15 protein-coding genes are annotated in these 15728 nt (G+C 66.5%); 5 read left to right on the top strand and 10 right to left on the bottom strand.

Translation table 11 applies throughout. From position 1 onward, the window contains the following. Window positions 1–35: 35 nt before the first annotated feature. Window positions 36–1160, bottom strand: coding sequence for a branched-chain amino acid aminotransferase (locus ACQZF9_RS02475; RefSeq protein ID WP_428311696.1), 1125 nt, complete (start codon window positions 1158–1160; stop codon window positions 36–38). Continuing rightward, window positions 1157–2833 (bottom strand): biosynthetic-type acetolactate synthase large subunit, encoded by a 1677-nt coding sequence (ilvB, locus tag ACQZF9_RS02470; RefSeq protein ID WP_428311695.1) that lies wholly within the window; start codon window positions 2831–2833, stop codon window positions 1157–1159. Before ilvB ends, ACQZF9_RS02475 begins: the two co-directional genes overlap by 4 nt. A 304-nt stretch (window positions 2834–3137) precedes the next feature. Here ilvB and ACQZF9_RS02465 point away from each other — a divergent pair, with 304 nt between their 5' ends. Beyond that, window positions 3138–3860, top strand: a complete 723-nt coding sequence (locus ACQZF9_RS02465) for an alpha/beta hydrolase (protein WP_428311694.1) — start codon at window positions 3138–3140, stop codon at window positions 3858–3860. Window positions 3861–4016: 156 nt separating this feature from the next. Beyond that, on the top strand, window positions 4017–4211 hold the full coding sequence (locus ACQZF9_RS02460; RefSeq protein ID WP_428311693.1) for a hypothetical protein: 195 nt from the start codon (window positions 4017–4019) through the stop codon (window positions 4209–4211). 128 nt (window positions 4212–4339) lie between these two features. On the opposite strand, the gene ACQZF9_RS02455 is transcribed toward ACQZF9_RS02460, so the two are convergent. The 3 genes from ACQZF9_RS02455 to cysC (ACQZF9_RS02445) all read right to left on the bottom strand — a co-directional run bounded on the left by ACQZF9_RS02455 (window position 4340) and on the right by cysC (ACQZF9_RS02445) (window position 7258). Then, a complete protein-coding gene (locus ACQZF9_RS02455; protein ID WP_428311692.1) occupies window positions 4340–5320 on the bottom strand; it encodes a DHH family phosphoesterase in 981 nt (326 codons plus the stop codon). 7 nt (window positions 5321–5327) lie between these two features. Next, complete coding sequence (gene sat, locus ACQZF9_RS02450) at window positions 5328–6521, bottom strand: sulfate adenylyltransferase (protein ID WP_428311691.1); 1194 nt, start codon at window positions 6519–6521, stop codon at window positions 5328–5330. A gap of 119 nt (window positions 6522–6640) precedes the next feature. Then, window positions 6641–7258: an adenylyl-sulfate kinase gene (gene cysC, locus ACQZF9_RS02445; protein WP_428311690.1), complete on the bottom strand. Its 618-nt coding sequence runs from the start codon at window positions 7256–7258 to the stop codon at window positions 6641–6643. A gap of 159 nt (window positions 7259–7417) precedes the next feature. On the opposite strand from cysC (ACQZF9_RS02445), the gene ACQZF9_RS02440 reads away from it, so the two are divergent. After that, window positions 7418–8302 carry a LysR substrate-binding domain-containing protein gene (locus tag ACQZF9_RS02440; RefSeq protein WP_428311689.1) on the top strand — a complete coding sequence of 295 codons (885 nt, stop codon included), beginning with the start codon at window positions 7418–7420 and terminating at the stop codon, window positions 8300–8302. A gap of 84 nt (window positions 8303–8386) precedes the next feature. On the opposite strand, the gene dusB is transcribed toward ACQZF9_RS02440, so the two are convergent. Continuing rightward, window positions 8387–9382: a tRNA dihydrouridine synthase DusB gene (gene dusB / locus ACQZF9_RS02435; protein ID WP_428311688.1), complete on the bottom strand. Its 996-nt coding sequence runs from the start codon at window positions 9380–9382 to the stop codon at window positions 8387–8389. 143 nt (window positions 9383–9525) lie between these two features. Here dusB and ACQZF9_RS02430 point away from each other — a divergent pair, with 143 nt between their 5' ends. Continuing rightward, complete coding sequence (locus ACQZF9_RS02430; RefSeq protein ID WP_428311687.1) at window positions 9526–10404, top strand: response regulator; 879 nt, start codon at window positions 9526–9528, stop codon at window positions 10402–10404. A gap of 141 nt (window positions 10405–10545) precedes the next feature. Here ACQZF9_RS02430 and ACQZF9_RS02425 read toward each other — a convergent pair whose 3' ends face one another. From ACQZF9_RS02425 to ACQZF9_RS02410, 4 genes are all read right to left on the bottom strand, one after another. Then, the gene (locus ACQZF9_RS02425) at window positions 10546–10914 is read right to left on the bottom strand and encodes a DUF423 domain-containing protein (RefSeq protein WP_428311686.1); all 369 of its coding nucleotides are present in this window, start codon (window positions 10912–10914) and stop codon (window positions 10546–10548) included. Continuing rightward, entirely contained in the window at window positions 10911–12131 is a 1221-nt protein-coding gene (locus tag ACQZF9_RS02420; protein WP_428311685.1) for a saccharopine dehydrogenase family protein, read from the bottom strand. The genes ACQZF9_RS02425 and ACQZF9_RS02420 overlap by 4 nt, the downstream gene beginning before the upstream one ends. A gap of 74 nt (window positions 12132–12205) precedes the next feature. Beyond that, window positions 12206–12790, bottom strand: a complete 585-nt coding sequence (cysC, locus tag ACQZF9_RS02415) for an adenylyl-sulfate kinase (protein WP_428311684.1) — start codon at window positions 12788–12790, stop codon at window positions 12206–12208. 129 nt (window positions 12791–12919) lie between these two features. Continuing rightward, on the bottom strand, window positions 12920–13519 hold the full coding sequence (locus ACQZF9_RS02410; RefSeq protein ID WP_428311683.1) for a DUF2845 domain-containing protein: 600 nt from the start codon (window positions 13517–13519) through the stop codon (window positions 12920–12922). 108 nt (window positions 13520–13627) lie between these two features. On the opposite strand from ACQZF9_RS02410, the gene ACQZF9_RS02405 reads away from it, so the two are divergent. After that, a complete protein-coding gene (locus ACQZF9_RS02405; protein ID WP_428311682.1) occupies window positions 13628–15712 on the top strand; it encodes a protein-disulfide reductase DsbD family protein in 2085 nt (694 codons plus the stop codon). Window positions 15713–15728 lie beyond the last annotated feature (16 nt).

Raw genomic sequence — 15728 nt, 5'->3', positions numbered from 1 at the left:
CGTGCTCTCCGCTGTCGGTCGAAAGGAGCGCTACTTTAAACGGCCTCGGCGAGCAGCGCGGATTCCGTTGCTTCGCGCGGCGCCACTGCAACCCGCCAGCCGTAAGGATCTTCGCCCGCGCCGTCCTGCAACTCGGCAAGACGCTGCGACAGGCGCGCGGCCAGATCGCCGCCGTGCGGCCGCACGCCGGTGTTCTCCCAGACGATCTCCGACACCGGTGCGACACGCGCCGCGGTGCCGACACCGAAGATTTCGCGCAGGCCGCCGGAGCGCTGCCAGCGCTGCAGATCGTCCAGGGAAATCGCCGTCTCCTCAAAGCGCACGCCGAACTCGCCGAGCAGCTGCATGATCGAAGCGCGGGTGATGCCGGCGAGGATGGTGCCGTCCAGCGGCGGAGTCAGCACGCGGCCCGGCAGGGCGACGAACACGTTCATCGTGCCGGCCTCGCCCAGATACTGGTGCTCGGCTGCGTCCAGCCACAAGGCGTCGTCGCAGCCTCTAAGTCGCGCACGCTGCGCGCCGTAAAGGCTCGCGGCGTAGTTCGCCGCCGTCTTCGCCGCGCCGAGCCCGCCGATGGCGGCACGCACCAGTTCGCGCTCGGCCCACAGGCGCTTCGGCACCGAGGTATCCGGCGACGAGCACGGCGTCGCGACGATGCTCAGCGCATGCCGGGCGGCGCGGCGCAGTCCCAGCGACTCCTCGCAGGCATACAGAGTCGGCCGCAGGTACAGCGAGCCGCGACCATGCGGCGGCACCCAGTCGCGATGCACTTCGACGGCGCGCAAGGCCATCTTCATCAGCAGTTCCTCGCTGATCGCCGGCAGGCTCAGGCGCTCCGCGCTGCGCTGCAGGCGGCGGATGTGATCGCGCGGCCGGAACAGATGCAGCTCATCGGCGGCATCACGAAAAGCCTTCAGCCCCTCGAACACCGACAGGCCGTATTGCAGCGCGCCGCTGGCGACGTCGAGTTGCACCGCTTCGCGCGGCCTCACCTGCGGCGCGGACCAACCGCCGTGCTCGTCGTGCTCGGCGACGACGATGAACGGCGCGACGTAGCGGCCGAAACCGAGCGCTTCCGGCTCGGGCAGCGATTGCGGCCAACGCGCGCCACGCTTGGCAGCTTGGCTCGGATTCTGGGAATGCAGGCTGGAGAGACTCATGACGGGATCACCTCGATGTTGGAACGGCCAGGCGCGACCATCGGCATCACTTGCCGGTCGGCGGAAACGGGAACGCGGATCAGCGCCGGACCCGGCACTGCGAAGGCTTCGCTGAGAATCAGCATCGGATCGCTGGCGGCGCCCAGATCCAGCGCGGGCACGCCGAAGGCGCGCGCCACCGCGCAGAAATCGGTCGGACGTTCGAAGCTCGAGCCGATATAACGGTGACGATGAAACAGCTTCTGCTGCTGGCGCACCATGCCCAGCGCGCCGTTGTCGATCAGCACGATCTTGACGTTGCACTGCAGCTCGGCCAGCGTCGCCAGCTCCTGGATGTTCATCAGCAGGCTGCCGTCGCCGGTGAAGCAGACCACGGGTTCTTCCGGCAGCGCCAGCGCGGCGCCGATCGCAGCCGGCAGGCCGAAGCCCATCGTGCCCAGACCGCCGGACGTCAGCCAGCGATCCGGCCGCATGAACGGATAAGCCTGCGCCACCCACATCTGATGCTGGCCGACATCGGTGGTGACCGCCGCATTCGGGCCAGCCAGTTCGGCGACCGCGCGAATCACGCCGAACGGCGTGCGCGCCTCGACGCTCGGCTGCGTGGTCGCCGACGGATAAGCGCGTTGCAACTCAGAGACGCGCGCGCGCCAGGTGGCGCGCGAACGCGGCGGCATCGCGCGCACCAGCGCTTCCAGCGCCAGCCGCGCATCGGCCTCGATCGCCAGGGTCGGCTTGCGGATCTTGCCGAACTCGCGCCGGTCGGCGTCGATATGGATCACGCGCGCATTCGGCGCGAAAGTGTCGGCGCGGCCGGTGGCGCGATCGTCGAAGCGCGCGCCGACCGCGATCAGCAGATCGCATTCGTCGATCGCCCGATTGGTCGCCTGCGCGCCGTGCATGCCGAGCATGCCTAAGTTCAGCGGATGCGCCGGCGGCAGGCTGCCGAGCGCCATCAGGGTGCTGGTCGTCGGCAGATCGCCGGCCTCGGCCAACGCACGCGCCGCATAAGCGCCGCGGCTCTTCACCACGCCGCCACCGAGGTAGAGCAAGGGCTTTTCGGCGCGCGCGATCATCCCGGCGGCGAGGCGGATCGCATCCATGTCCGGCGCGACGACCGCGCGCTCGCGGCGCTGCGGGAGCTTGTGCAGCTCCACTTCGATGACTTCGCGCTGCACGTCTTTCGGCACGTCGAGCAGCACCGGGCCGGGACGTCCGGTCTCGGCGATGCGGAAGGCTTCGGGCAGCAGGTCGATCAGCTCGGCGGCCGAGCGCGCCATGAAATTGGCCTTGGTGATCGTGTCGACGATGTGGCCGGTCTTCACTTCCTGGAATGCGTCGGTGCCGATCAGCGCCTGCGGCACCTGTCCGGTGATGCAGACCAGCGGCACCGAGTCGAGCTTGGCGTCGGCGATCGCGGTGACCAGGTTGGTCGCGCCCGGGCCGGACGTGGCCAGGCACACGCCGGCACGACCGCTGATGCGGGCGATGCCCTGCGCGACAAAGCCGGCACCCTGCTCGTGACGCGTCAGCACGTGACGCAGCCGGGCGGCGCCGTCGAGCGCCTCGTACAGCGGCAGCAGGGCGCCGCCGGGAATGCCGGCGACGAGCTCGACACCCTGCCGTTCCAGCAATTGGACGATGAGCTGTGCGCCGTTGAGTCTGATGGTCATTTCACGAATCCCTGCTGCGATGGACCCGTCGAAAAAACCGGCGCGGATAACAAAAAACCCCCGCCGGTTTTGCCGGCGGGGGTTTTTTCAAGCGTGCAACACCCCTACGGCGCGTCCATTACGACGAGCACTACTACGAGGGCGGCTTTAATAATCAGCTTCATTTTTGCTTGGCGTTCTTTTGCTTTTGATGGGCCCGCAACGCGGGCCGGTTTCAGCGATGGCGCGGAGTCTAGCCAAAGCCGCACAGGACTTACAAGAGGCGCGGCCCTACACTCGCGCAACATCGCCGCCGAGAACGCACATGAGCCAGACCGAGACTCAACTACCCGCTATCGAAGCGCCGTCGTGGAAGCTGCTGGCGATGGAAACACGCGCGCTGTTCGAAGCCGCCGACTTCGTGCTGCGCGGCGCTGGCACCCGCAAGCTGCCGCGCGGCGACGGCCATCCGGTGATGGTGGTGCCGGGTTTCGGCGCCAACGATCGCGTCACCGCGCCGCTGCGCAAAGCCCTGGAGAAACTCGGTTACGCCACGCATGGCTGGGACTGCGGCACCAACCTCGGCATGCGACCCAAGCTGAAGCACGCGCTGACCTTGCGGCTCGAGCAAATGCACGAGCGTTACGAGACCCCGGTAAGCCTGATCGGCTGGTCGCTCGGCGGTGTGTTCGTGCGCGAAATGGCGCGCCATCAGAGCGCGCTGGTGCGCAGAGTGATCACTTTGGGCAGTCCGTTCAACGGAAATCCGGACGCCAACAACATGGTCACGCTGTTCAAAATCGCCAACCGCGGACGCGCGGTGAAGACCGACGTCGAAGGATTTCTGAAACGAAAAAATCCGCCGCCAGTGCCTTGCACTTCGATCTACACACGCAGCGACGGAATCGTCGCCTGGCCCTGTTCTGTCGAGGAAAAAACGCGATTTACCGAAAACGTCGAGGTCGCCGGATCGCATATGGGCCTGGTGTTCAACCGCGAGGTCCTGCGCGTGATTGCCGAGCGTCTGGCGCTGCCGCCGGGCGAGTGAAGCGAATGTTTTAGACGGACCTCGGTTTTCGTATTGACTTTTGTCCGGCCACTACATCTTGTGTTTTGAAATAGCTAATGACACGATAGGACGTGGCTAAGGATGATTGCGGTTGTCGTAATCGACTGGTCTCGATGTCTTTGCAAGGAGGTTGTCATGGCTGTTGCGAAGAAGGCTGCGGCGAAGAAGGCCCCGGCCAAGAAGGCCGCGGCGAAGAAGGCTCCGGCGAAGAAGGCTCCGGCGAAAAAGACCGCCAAGAAGGCCGTTAAAAAGGCCGTCAAGAAGGTCGCGAAGAAGGCAACGAAAGCTGCCAAGAAAGTCGCAAAGAAAGTCGCAAAGAAGAAAGCCTGAAGATAGTTTGGTTGTAGCTGAGGCGCGTCGGGCTGACCGATGCGCCTTTTTTTTGCGCCGGGTATATCTGGCCGCGCAAGCAAAAACGCCGGAGCCATCGGGCCCCGGCGCGGGTCAGCCCAAAGGGATCAGACCGCGTACTGCTCGGTGAACGCCTTGGCGAAGGCCTCGAACTGAGATGCCGGCAGATCGTTGATGCCGGCCGCTGCGGCGCGACCACCACCGCTAGGGAACTTGCGGCACAGCTCATCCGCACCCTTCTTGCGGTTGAGCGGCGCGCGCACGCTGATCAGGTAATGGCCATTGCTCTTTTCGGTGAGCACCGCGTGGGCGCGATCCGGATACAGGTTGGTCAGGTCGTTGCTGTAGACGCCGCTGACGCGCCGCGCCCAGGCCGCGTCCGGCAGGATCAGCAGCGCCGCGTGCTCGGTCGACACCGATTCCGGCCGGGTCGATTCGGCCTTGGCCATGTCGGTGTTGTAGCCGTCGGCGAGTTTCTGGAAATGCGCCTTGCCGTCGCTGAGGAAACCGAACGGCGTGGCATGCACGCTGACCAGCCGGAACAAGTCCTCCGGCGAAAAATGCAGATCCTCGATGCGCTCGCCGTAGCCGTTGTAGTTCATGTACGTGCCCAGATCCTCGAGCTGGCGCGTCTGCGCTTCACTGATGTCCAGGTGCTTTGCCATGATCTCGGCACTCGCCTTCAGGTTGTCGCCGAATGCGCCGACGACTGCCCAGGCCAGGAAACGATTCTTCAGATGCCCGTTGACCAGCAGGCTGGTGCAGACATCCGGCGCCTCGTTGATGATTGCGGTCAGCCTGTCGTCCTGCGGAATTTCGCCGGCGAAATGATGATCGACGTACAGCACCTCGGCGCCGGCCGCGAGCGCGCGTTTCAGCGGCTCGCGGTTCTTGTCCAGCGACACGTCGAGCACGGTGATCCTGTCGCCGGCCTGCGCCGTAACCTGATCGAGCAGTTCGATGTCGCGCTTGACGCCGGTGATCAGGCGCGCGTCCGCACGCGGCTGGTCCAGGTGCAGCTGTGTCAGCGCGCAGATGCCGTCGGCATCGCCGTTGAAGACATCGATGTAGCGCGTGCTCGTGCTCATGACGGCCTCAGGCCTTGCCGGCGTCGACGATCTGGTAGTACTCCATCAGCACCTTGGCCACTTCCGGGCGCGAGAATTCCGGCGGCGGCGCAATGCCGGCACCGAGCATCGCGCGCACCTTGGTGCCGCTCAGCGCGATGAAGTCGTCCGGCACGTGGTCCGGCGCTTCGCGCATCATCACCACGCGGCCGAGCTTCTTGCTGAAGGCGGTATTGTCGGCGCGGAAGATTTCGATCGCCAGTGCACCGGCCGGCACCTGCTCGTCGAAGATCGTCTGCGCGTCGAACGGGCCGTAGTAATCGCCGACGCCGGCGTGATCGCGGCCGACGATCAGGTAATCCGTGCCCATGTTCTGGCGGAACACCGCATGCAGCACCGCTTCGCGCGGGCCGGCGTAGAGCATGTCGAAACCATAGCCGGTGATCATCACCGTGTTCGGCTCGAAGTAGTGCTCGACCATCGTGCGGATGCAGGCGTCGCGCACGTCGGCGGGAATGTCGCCGGCCTTGAGCTTGCCGAGCAGCATGTGAATCACGATGCCGTCGGCGTTGAGGCGCTCCTTGGCCATGCGGCACAGCTCCTCGTGCGCGCGGTGCATCGGGTTGCGCGTCTGGAACGCCACCACTTTCTTCCAGCCACGCTTGCTGATCTCGTCGCGGATCTCGACCGCGGTGCGGAAGGTTTCCGGGAACTCGTCCTTGAAGTAGCTGTAGCTCAGGACCTGGATCGGACCGCTGAGCACGGTGTTGCCCAGATCGGTGAAGGTGGCGACGCCGGGGTGCTTGGCGTCGGTGTTGCCGAAGATCTGCTTGGCCATCGCCTGCAACTGCTCGGCGCTGACGGACTCGATGCCCTGAACGTCCATGATCGCGAGCACCGGATGGCCCTCGACGTTCGGATCGCGCAGAGCGAGCCTGCCCTTCTTGATGCCGCTCTCTTTGGTCACGTTGAGGATCGGCACCGGCCAGAACAGCCCGGAGGTGGTCTTCAACGAGTCGCAGACGCTTAGTGCATCGGCCAGAGTCATGTAGCCGGTCAGCGGATTGAAGTAGCCGGCGGCCAGCATCACCGCGTTGGCGGCGGCAGCGGAATTCAGCAGCAGGCTCGGCAGGGATTCGGCCTCCTTGAGCAACGCGGCGCGCTGGGCGTCGTCGGCGACGTAGAGCGGGTTCAGGGTGTCGGAGCCGTGGGGCTTGATCATGTGGGTTCTCGGTTGCGTATTCGTGGTGAGGTGGCGTCTGCAGCTGAGCGGTCGCGGACAGGGTCCGCTCCTACATCAGCAATGCGGCTGTAGGAGCGGATCCTATCCGCGACTTTTTCTCAGCCCGGCAAAATGCCGCGCGTCTTCAGCAGCGCGATCACCGCCTCGACTTCCTGCTCCAGGCTCATCTCGTGGCTGGGCAGAACCAGCTCCGGCGACTCCGGCGCTTCATAGGGATCGCTGATGCCGGTGAAGTTCTTGATCTCGCCGGCGCGCGCTTTCTTGTACAGGCCCTTGGGGTCACGCTTCTCGGCTTCGGCCAGCGGCACGTCGATATAGACCTCGATGAAGTCCATCTCGCCGGCAGCATGCAGCTTGCGCACGATGTCGCGGTCCGCCTTGTACGGCGAGACGAAGCTCGACAGCACGATCACGCCGGCGTCGACAAAGAGTTTGGCGATCTCGCCGATACGGCGGATGTTCTCGGTGCGGTCTTCGGCGGAGAAGCCGAGGTTCTTGTTGATGCCCATGCGCACGTTGTCGCCGTCGAGGCGATAGACCAGGCGGCCCTGCGCGTGCAGCACTTTTTCGAGCGCGACCGCGACCGTGCTCTTGCCCGAGCCGGACAGGCCGGTGAACCAGATCGTCGCGCCCTTCTGCCCCAGCAGCTGGCCTCGTTCGGCGCGGGTTACTTCACCTTCATGCCAGTGCACGTTGGTGGCTTTCTGTTCGGTCATCGATGGGTCTCGTCTGAGGGCATTGCGGAGGTCGCGGCTGCGGCGAGGGTCGATTGTAGGCCTGCGGCTCGCATGATAAAAATGCAATATAGCCATAGGTTCGTTGAATTTAATTTATATCAACAACCGCCAGCGCTTAGACAAAACCCTCGCACGATCATGAACCTGAACCACCTCGCGATCTTTCAGGCCGTTGCCGCCTCGGGCAGCGTCAGCGCCGGCGCGCGCGACCTGCACATCAGCCAGTCGGCGGTTTCCAAGCAGCTCGGCGAGTTCGAAAAGACCCTGGGCCTGGTGCTGTTCGACCGGCTGCCGCGCGGCGTCCGGCTGACCGAGGCCGGCACGCTGCTGCTGGTCTACGCCAACCGCCTGTTCGCGATCGAGGCCGAGGCCGAAAGCGCGCTCGGCGATCTGCAAAGCCTGGCGCGCGGCCGCATCGCGATCGGCGCCAGCCGCACCATCGGCGCCTATCTGCTGCCGCCGATCCTCGCTGCGTTCCGCCGGCTGCATCCGGACGTGGAACTGTCGCTGAAGGTCGACAACACCAAGGCGATCGAGGCCCAGCTGCTCGCTGGTGAAATCGACATCGGCTTCGCCGAAGGCACGGTCAGCAGCGAGTTCCTCGACTACCGCGTGTTCGCGCAGGACGAACTGGTGGTGATCGCCTCGGCAACGCATCCGGTGCGCGCCCACGCGCCGCTGGCGCTGAGCGCGCTGACGCAGAATCCGCTGCTGATGCACGAAGTCGGCTCGGGCACGCGCGAGATCACCGAGCAGGCCTTGGCCGCAAAAAAAATCCAGGTGCGCCCAGCGATGACGCTCGCCAGCACCGAGGCGATCAAGCAGACGGTGGCGACCGGCATCGGCCTCGGCATCCTCTCGGCGCTGGCGATCCGCACCGAAGTCGAGGCCGGCATTCTCGCGGTGCTGCCGGTCAAGGGCCTGCGGATGCTGCGGCCGCTGTATCGCATGCAGCTGAAAAACGCCTGGATCAGCCCGTCGCTGCGTGCGTTTCTGGATTTGCTGGAGAAGCCGGCGATTTAACCGCTGGCCTTATCTGTAGGAGCGGACCCTGTCCGCGACTGAGGCCTCGCCGTCGCGGACAGGGTCCGCTCCTACAGGAGGCGATCAGGCGGCAGCGGCGGAGCCCAGGGTCTCAGAGAAAAACTCGTCGACTCTCGCGCGCTGCTCGGCCTCGCTGTCGACGCGGTTGATCGAAGCCCAAAACGCGGCTTTCGCCGCGGCATCGCTGTCGCCGGCCTCGCAGTACCACTGGATATGCTTGCGCGCGACTCTCACGCCGCGACGCTCGCCGTAGAACGCGTAGAGCTGATCCAGATGTTCGAGTAGCCAGCGGCGCTTGTCGAAACGCGACGGCGGCGCCAGCAGTTCTCCCGTTGCCAGGTAATGCGCGATCTCGCGGAAAATCCACGGCCGGCCCTGCGCCGCGCGGCCGATCATCACCGCGCTGGCGCCGGTGTGCTCGAGCACCGCGCGCGCTTTCTGCGGGCTGTCGATGTCGCCGTTGGCGATCAGCGGAATACGGATCGCGCGGCGGATGTCGGCGATGGTGTCGTACTCGGCGGCGCCTTCGTAGCGATCCTCGCGCGTGCGGCCATGAACCGCGAGCGCGGCAATGCCGCTGTCTTGGGCGATGTGCGCGATGCGCCCGCCATTGCGATGCGCGCGCGCCCAGCCGGTGCGGATCTTCAAGGTCACCGGCACGTTCACCGCGCGCACCACGGCGTCGAGGATCAGGGCGACGCGCGGCTCGTCGCGCATCAGCGCCGAACCGGCGTCGACCTTGCAGACTTTTTTTGCCGGGCAACCCATGTTGATGTCGATGATCTGGGCGCCGTGATCGACATTGAAACGCGCGGCGTCGGCCATCGCCTGCGGATCGTAGCCGGCGATCTGCACGCTGATCGGCCCGGCCTCACCGGCGTGATCGCGACGCAGCCGCGACTTGTCGGTGTCCCACAGGCTGGCATCGGAGCTGGTCATCTCGGACACCACCAGGCCGGCGCCGAGGCGGCGGCACAGGCTGCGGAACGGCCGGTCGGTGACGCCGGCCATCGGCGCCAGCATGACGGCCGGTTCGATCAGATGAGGTCCAATGCGCATGGGATATTGTCGCCTAAACGCCCTGGCCGATCACCCGAAACGGCCGGAGCCGATGCTAGAGTGCCGTTGCGGCATCCCTTCCCCGAGACCCCATGACCGACGCACCGGCCCCGCTTCCTGTTGCTGCCACCTCCGTCTTGATCATGGACGACTCGCGCAGCGCGCGATTCGCGCTGGGCAAGTTTCTGGAGAGCCTGGGATGCACCGTCGACAGCGTCGGCGATCTGGCCGCGGCGCTGGCTTTTCTGGATCGCAGCCGGCCGCAACTGATCTTCCTCGACCACGACGTCGAAGACAGCACGTTCCAAGCGCTGCGCGCGATCAAGCTGCATGCCGCCGGCCGCATGATGCCGGTGGTGCTGTGCCTGTCCGATGAAATCCCCGACTTCGAAAAAGAAGCGCGCGCGCAGGGCGCCGCCGCGGTGATGGTCAAGCCGCCGACGCGCGAGGGCCTGGCGTCGCTGCTGAGCCAGCTGATGCCCGGCATCGTGCTGGCGCCGCGCAGCGAAATCATTTCCGCGCCGGACAATATTCCTTCGGTGATCGACGACGACAAGCTGCCGGAATACGACCAGGTGACCGCGCCGCTGGACGCCGACACGCGCGGCGAGCGGATCGCCCAGGAGCTGGCGAATCAGGCCAGCGACATTCGTGAAGGCATCGCCAGCCTCGATCCGGCGCAGACCGCGAGCGATCCGGCGCCGCTGCTCACACCGACGATCGAGGTCGTGGCGTCGTCGGCGGTCGCCATCGATGGCGATGTCGAAAGCCGCCTGCAGCAGCTGGAATCACGGCTGCGCGCCCTCGAACAGAACGTGCAGAAAGAGCTGATGGAACTACGCGTGCAGCTCGATCTCAGCCTGCAGGCGCAATCGGAACGCATCGACCAGAGCCGCGACGCGATCCGCGCGCTGGCCGCCGAAGAGGCGCAGGTGATCGCCGAACGCACGGTAATGGGCGCGGCGGCGAAGATTTCCGACCGGTTGGCGGAATCGATTTTGAAGACCTTGGGCAAGGCCTGATTCGAGCGGCATTGGCGTCCCTCGATACGCGGGCAAGCCGCTACCCGGGAGGAACGGATGAACGTTAGAACTTAAACCCGTTCCTCCCGAGTAGCCTCGCTTGCGAGGCGTATCGAGGGACGCAACGGCAGCAGCCGAAACTCAGCGCCGCACCACCGCGTAAAACATCAGCGCCCAACCGGCGATGAACAGCAGCCCGCCGATCGGCGTGATCGCGCCGAGCACGCGTACATTGCTCAGTGCCAGCGCGTAGAGGCTGCCGCTGAACACCAGCACGCCGAGCACGAAGCACCAGCCGGCCGCGTCCAGTGCGCGATCCGGCGCACCGCGCAGCAACAAGCCAAGCAGGCCCAGCGCGAGCGCGTGATAGAACTGGTACTCGTTGGCGGTCTTCCACACCGCCAGCAGATCCGGCGACAGCTTCGCTTTGAGCGCATGCGCGCCGAACGCGCCGAGCAGCACGGCGAGCAGGCCGTAGATCGCGGAAAACGACAACCAGAGTTTGCTCATGCTTCGGCGGTTCTCAGTGGCAGCGCACAGGGCTGCAGCGATTCCAGCACATTGAAACCGATGCCGGCGGCCTGCAGCCGCTTGATCAGCGCCTCGCCCATCACGTGCGCCGGCGTCTGTACGCCGGGGCGTCGCGTCAGCCGGTCGAAAGCCAGGCACAGCGCCGATTCGGCGAGCATTTTCGCGGTTTCGCCGTAGCCCGGATCGCCGCCGCTGACTTCGGTGTAGACGGTCTTGCCGCCGCCACTGCCGATGAAGCGCACCGAGAACCAGCCCTCTTCGCGCTCGGCCTTGGTCGGACCATAGCCCTTGCTCGACAGCGCCATCAGGCGCTTGCGCACCGGGCCGATCTGCGAGGCCAGCGCCAACGCGCCGACGCCGCCGCCGATCGCCGCCATCATCGGCAGGTTCTTCATCTGCAGGTAGTGGCCGTAACGGAATTCGCTGCCGTAACGCTCGTCGCAGCTCGCCGTGCGCAGCACGATCAGCGGATCGACGGTCGGCATCGGCACCACCCAGCTCTGCAGCTGGCGGTCGTAACGCAGCCGCGGATGGGTGCTGCCGATCTTGCGGTCGACCGGCTTGCCCTCCTTGCTGCGGCGCTCCTTGCGCGTGTCCTGCATCTGCCGCCAGCGCGACATCGCGGTGACCGCGCTGCTCAAGGTGCCGCCGGACATGCGGCCGCCGGCACGCACGAAACCTTCGAGCTTGATCGGAACGCCTTCCGGCAGCTGGCGCACGGTGAAGTACGCGCCGAGATCGTGCGGCACCGAATCGAAACCGCAGCAATGCACGATATGCGCGCCGCTGGCCCGCGCGATGTCGTGATAGCGCAGCCACATCCTGTCGACGAACTCGGGCTCGCCGGTCAGATCCACGTAGTCGGTGCCGGCTTCGGCGCAGGCCGCGACCAGCGGCTCACCGAGGGTGATGTAGGGGCCGACCGTGCTGATCACCACGCGCGCCGCACGCGCCAGCCGCTGCATGGACTCGGCGTCGCGACTGTTGGCCTCGATCAGCGGAATATGGTCGAGTGCCGGATTGATGCGAGACAGGCTGTCACGGATCTTCTCGAGCTTGCGCAGGTCGCGCCCGGCCAGCGCCCAGCTGAATGGTTTGCCGCCGCGCCGCGCCAGATATTGGGCGACCAGCTTGCCGGTATACCCACTGGCACCGAACAGCACGACGTCGTATGCAGGCTTGATTTTGGTCACCACTACGCGGCCTCCTGGCTCGACGCTCCATGAGGACCGATCATACCGCCAGTTCCATTACAGTCGTGAGCGTACGGTCAGGCAGACCCGGCCGCTTTCTTCAGCGCGCCATCCTTGATCGGCAGCGCCAGGATGCGCTTGACCTCGTCGCCGACGTTGCCGCGGCTGGCATCGACGCTGATCTCCGGCGCGGTCGGCGTTTCGAAAGGATCGTCCACGCCGGTGAAGCTTTTCAGCTCGCCGCGGCGCGCGCGCGCGTACAGGCCCTTGGTGTCGCGCTGCTCGCAGACGGCCAGCGGCGTCGACACGTAGACCTCGTAGAAGCGGCCGTAGCGCGATACCCGTTCGCGTGCCTCGGCACGCGAGCTGCGGTAGGGCGCGATCGCCGCGCACACGCAGATGCCGCCGTGCTTGGTCACCTCGGCGGCGACGTAGCCGATGCGGCGGATGTTGAGTTCGCGGTCGTTCTTGGAAAACGTCAGGCCCGATGACAGCATCTCGCGGACGATATCGCCGTCGAGCAAGGTCACCTGCCGCTTGTGCAGCTCCTCGATCTGGCGCACCAGTTCGCCGGCGATCGTCGACTTGCCGGCGCCGGAAAGCCCGGTCAGGAACAAGGTGAAGCCCGTGCCGGTGGGCGCGGTTGCGGCTTTGGTCGCCATCCTTCTCTCAGCCTTATCGCCGCCTCGCCGGCGGCATGGTTGCGCTACGTAAAAAGGCTCTCGGGGCCCTTCAAGCCGAGGATTATCGGGGCGCGGACCGCCGCTGTCACGGCGGACGCGGTCGGCGCATCAGCGGCCGCGGCCGCGATCGCCGTTCTGGATGTCGCGGACCCGGCCGTTTTCCAGGCTGAGCACGCGCATGAAGACGTTGGGGCCGAAGTCGTAAACCCATTCTTCACGGAACACTTCGACATACGGCCCGTCGAGCCGCGGACCGTTGCCCGGATAGCCGTTGCGATAGCGCGGCCGATACGGTTGCAGGCCCTGCTGCGCGAGCGTGCGCGTCAGCGGTGCGCCGCAGGCCATCAGCAGACGGTACTTGGACATGCCCTCGATCAGCTGATCCGGCGAGCAGCGGCGGCGGCTTTCCTCGGGCTCGGCAAAGCCGTAACCGTCGCTGGCGATGTCGACGACCCGCGCATTGCGCAGCCGCACCACGCGCAGCAACTGCTGCGGGCCGAAGTTGTAGGTCCACTCCTCCTGCTCGGCGATCGCGCCCGGGGCCAGCGCCTGCGCCGACCAGACGTCGCGATAAGCCGGCTCGCCGCAGATGGCCAGAAGCTCGGCGGCACGGGCTTCCACCGACACCAGGCGCGAGCCGCAGCGCATCGTGTCGCTGGCCTGCACCGGCGCCGCCGTCGCCGTCGCGCACAAGGCGAGCAGCAACAACGCCCGGACGCGGCGGCATGAGAGGAACGCGGGCAGTCGGGACGTTGTCGGTATCATTCCCGGCATCATCACTCAGCGGCGCCCGCGCGTCGCGCTGGACACCTTTCTATGAAGATCAAGCTGGGCGCGCTGCTCGCCCTGGTCGTACTGAGCCTGCCGTCGCTGCCGGCCCGGGCCGCGACGGTGCAGGCCGAGCACATCGAAGTCGAACTGCTGGCCGAGAACAGCACGCTGACGGCCGGCGAGCAGACCGTGGCGCTGCGCATCAGGCCGGAATCCGGCTGGCATGTTTACTGGCGCAATCCCGGCGATTCCGGGCTGCCGACCAAGCTCGCCTGGCAGAACCTGCCGGCCGGTGCCAGCGCCGGCGAGCTGCAATGGCCGTATCCGGAAGAGCACAACCTCGGCGACCTGACCAACTACGGCTATGGCGAAGAAACCCTGCTGCCGCTGCAGCTGACGCTGCCCGACAGCGCGCCGGCCGAGCCGTTGAAAGCCAAGGCCTCGTGGCTGGTCTGCGCCGACATCTGCATTCCCGGCAAGGCCGATCTGAGCCTGGACACGCCGTACCGCGCCGGCGCCGCGCAGCCCGATCCGGCGCATGCCGTCGCCTTCGCCGAGACCCGCGCCAAGCTGCCGGTGGCGGCGCCGTTCGCCGCGCAGTTCCAGATCGACGGCGGCGAATTCCGGCTGCAGGCCGGTCCGCTGCCCGGCCGCTCGCAGCAGCTGGCGTTCTATCCGTATGCCGGTGACGTGCTCGCGCACGCCGGCAGCAAGAAGCAGGCGTACGACAGCGACGACCGCATCGCGCGGCTGGCGCGGCCGGTGTCCGGGTACTTCGTGCAGGCGCCGCAGGCTGTCGAAGGCGTGCTGGTGATTGGCGAAGGCCACGCCGCCAAGGCTTACGAAATCAGGGCGACGCCGGGCACGGTCGCGGCGGTCGCCGGCACCGCCGCCAAAGCCGCCGGGGCGATGACGACGGCGGCGCCCGACGCGCCGGGCTTCTGGCTGGTGCTGGCGCTGGCTTTCGGCGGCGGCCTGATCCTCAACCTGATGCCCTGCGTCTTTCCGGTGCTGTCGCTGAAGGCGCTGTCGGTGATGAAAGTGCAGCAGCAGGCCGCGGCCGAACATCGCCGCCACGCGCTGGCCTACACCGCCGGCGTGGTGCTGAGCTTCGTCGCCGCGGCCGGCGTGCTGATCGCGCTACGCGCCGGCGGCGCCGCGCTGGGCTGGGGCTTTCAGCTGCAGTCGCCGCTGTTCGTCGGCCTGCTGGTCTACGTGATGCTGGCGCTGGGCCTGTCGCTGTCCGGCGTGATCGAGTTCGGCAGCAGCTGGATGGGCGCCGGCCAGAATCTGGCGGCAAAACCCGGACTTTCCGGCTCGTTTTTCACCGGCGTGCTCGCAGTGATCGTCGCCAGCCCCTGCACCGCGCCGTTCATGGGCACCGCGCTGGGCTATGCGCTGACACAGCCGGCGATCGTCTCGCTGACCGTGTTCCTGGCGCTGGCACTGGGCCTGGCCTTCCCGTTCCTGCTGATCGGTTTCGTACCGCGGCTCGCGGCCTGGCTGCCGCGCCCCGGCGCGTGGATGGAAACGCTGAAGCAGGTGCTCGCATTCCCGCTGTATCTGACCGCGGTGTGGCTGCTGTGGGTGATCGGCGGCCTCACCGACCGCAACGGCATGGGGCTGGCGATGGTCGGCGCGGTGCTGCTGGCTTTCGGCCTGTGGCTGCTGGGCCGCGCGCGAAATCTGGTCGTGAAACTGCTGGCGCTGGCGGCGCTGATCGCCGCGGTCGCGCTGCTGTTCCATCCGCTGCTGCGCGCGTCCACCGAGGCGCCGAACAGGACCGCGGCGGTCGGCGTCGAGCCGTACAGCGATGCGCGCCTCGCCGAGTTGATCGCGCAGAAGCGCACCGTGTTCGTCGACTTCACTGCCGACTGGTGTCTGACCTGCAAGGTCAACGAGCGCGTCGCGCTGCATTCGCAGACCGTGATCGACGCGTTCGAGAAACATCAGGTCGTCAGCATGGTCGCCGACTGGACCCGCGCCGACCCGGCGATCACCGCGACCCTGGCGCGCTACGGCCGCAGCGGCGTGCCGCTGTACCTGGTGTCGGTCGGTGGCGCGGAACCGCGCGTGCTGCCGCAGGTCCTTACTCCGGACCTGGTCGCGCAGGCGGTCGCCGGTCCCTAAGTATTTTTCGAGTTTT

The organism is Hydrocarboniphaga sp. (assembly GCF_965279055.1).
Classification (GTDB): Bacteria; Pseudomonadota; Gammaproteobacteria; order Nevskiales; family Nevskiaceae; genus Hydrocarboniphaga.
The sequence above is the reverse complement of the archived record's forward strand: the minus strand, read 5'-3'. Positions and strand labels throughout refer to the sequence as shown.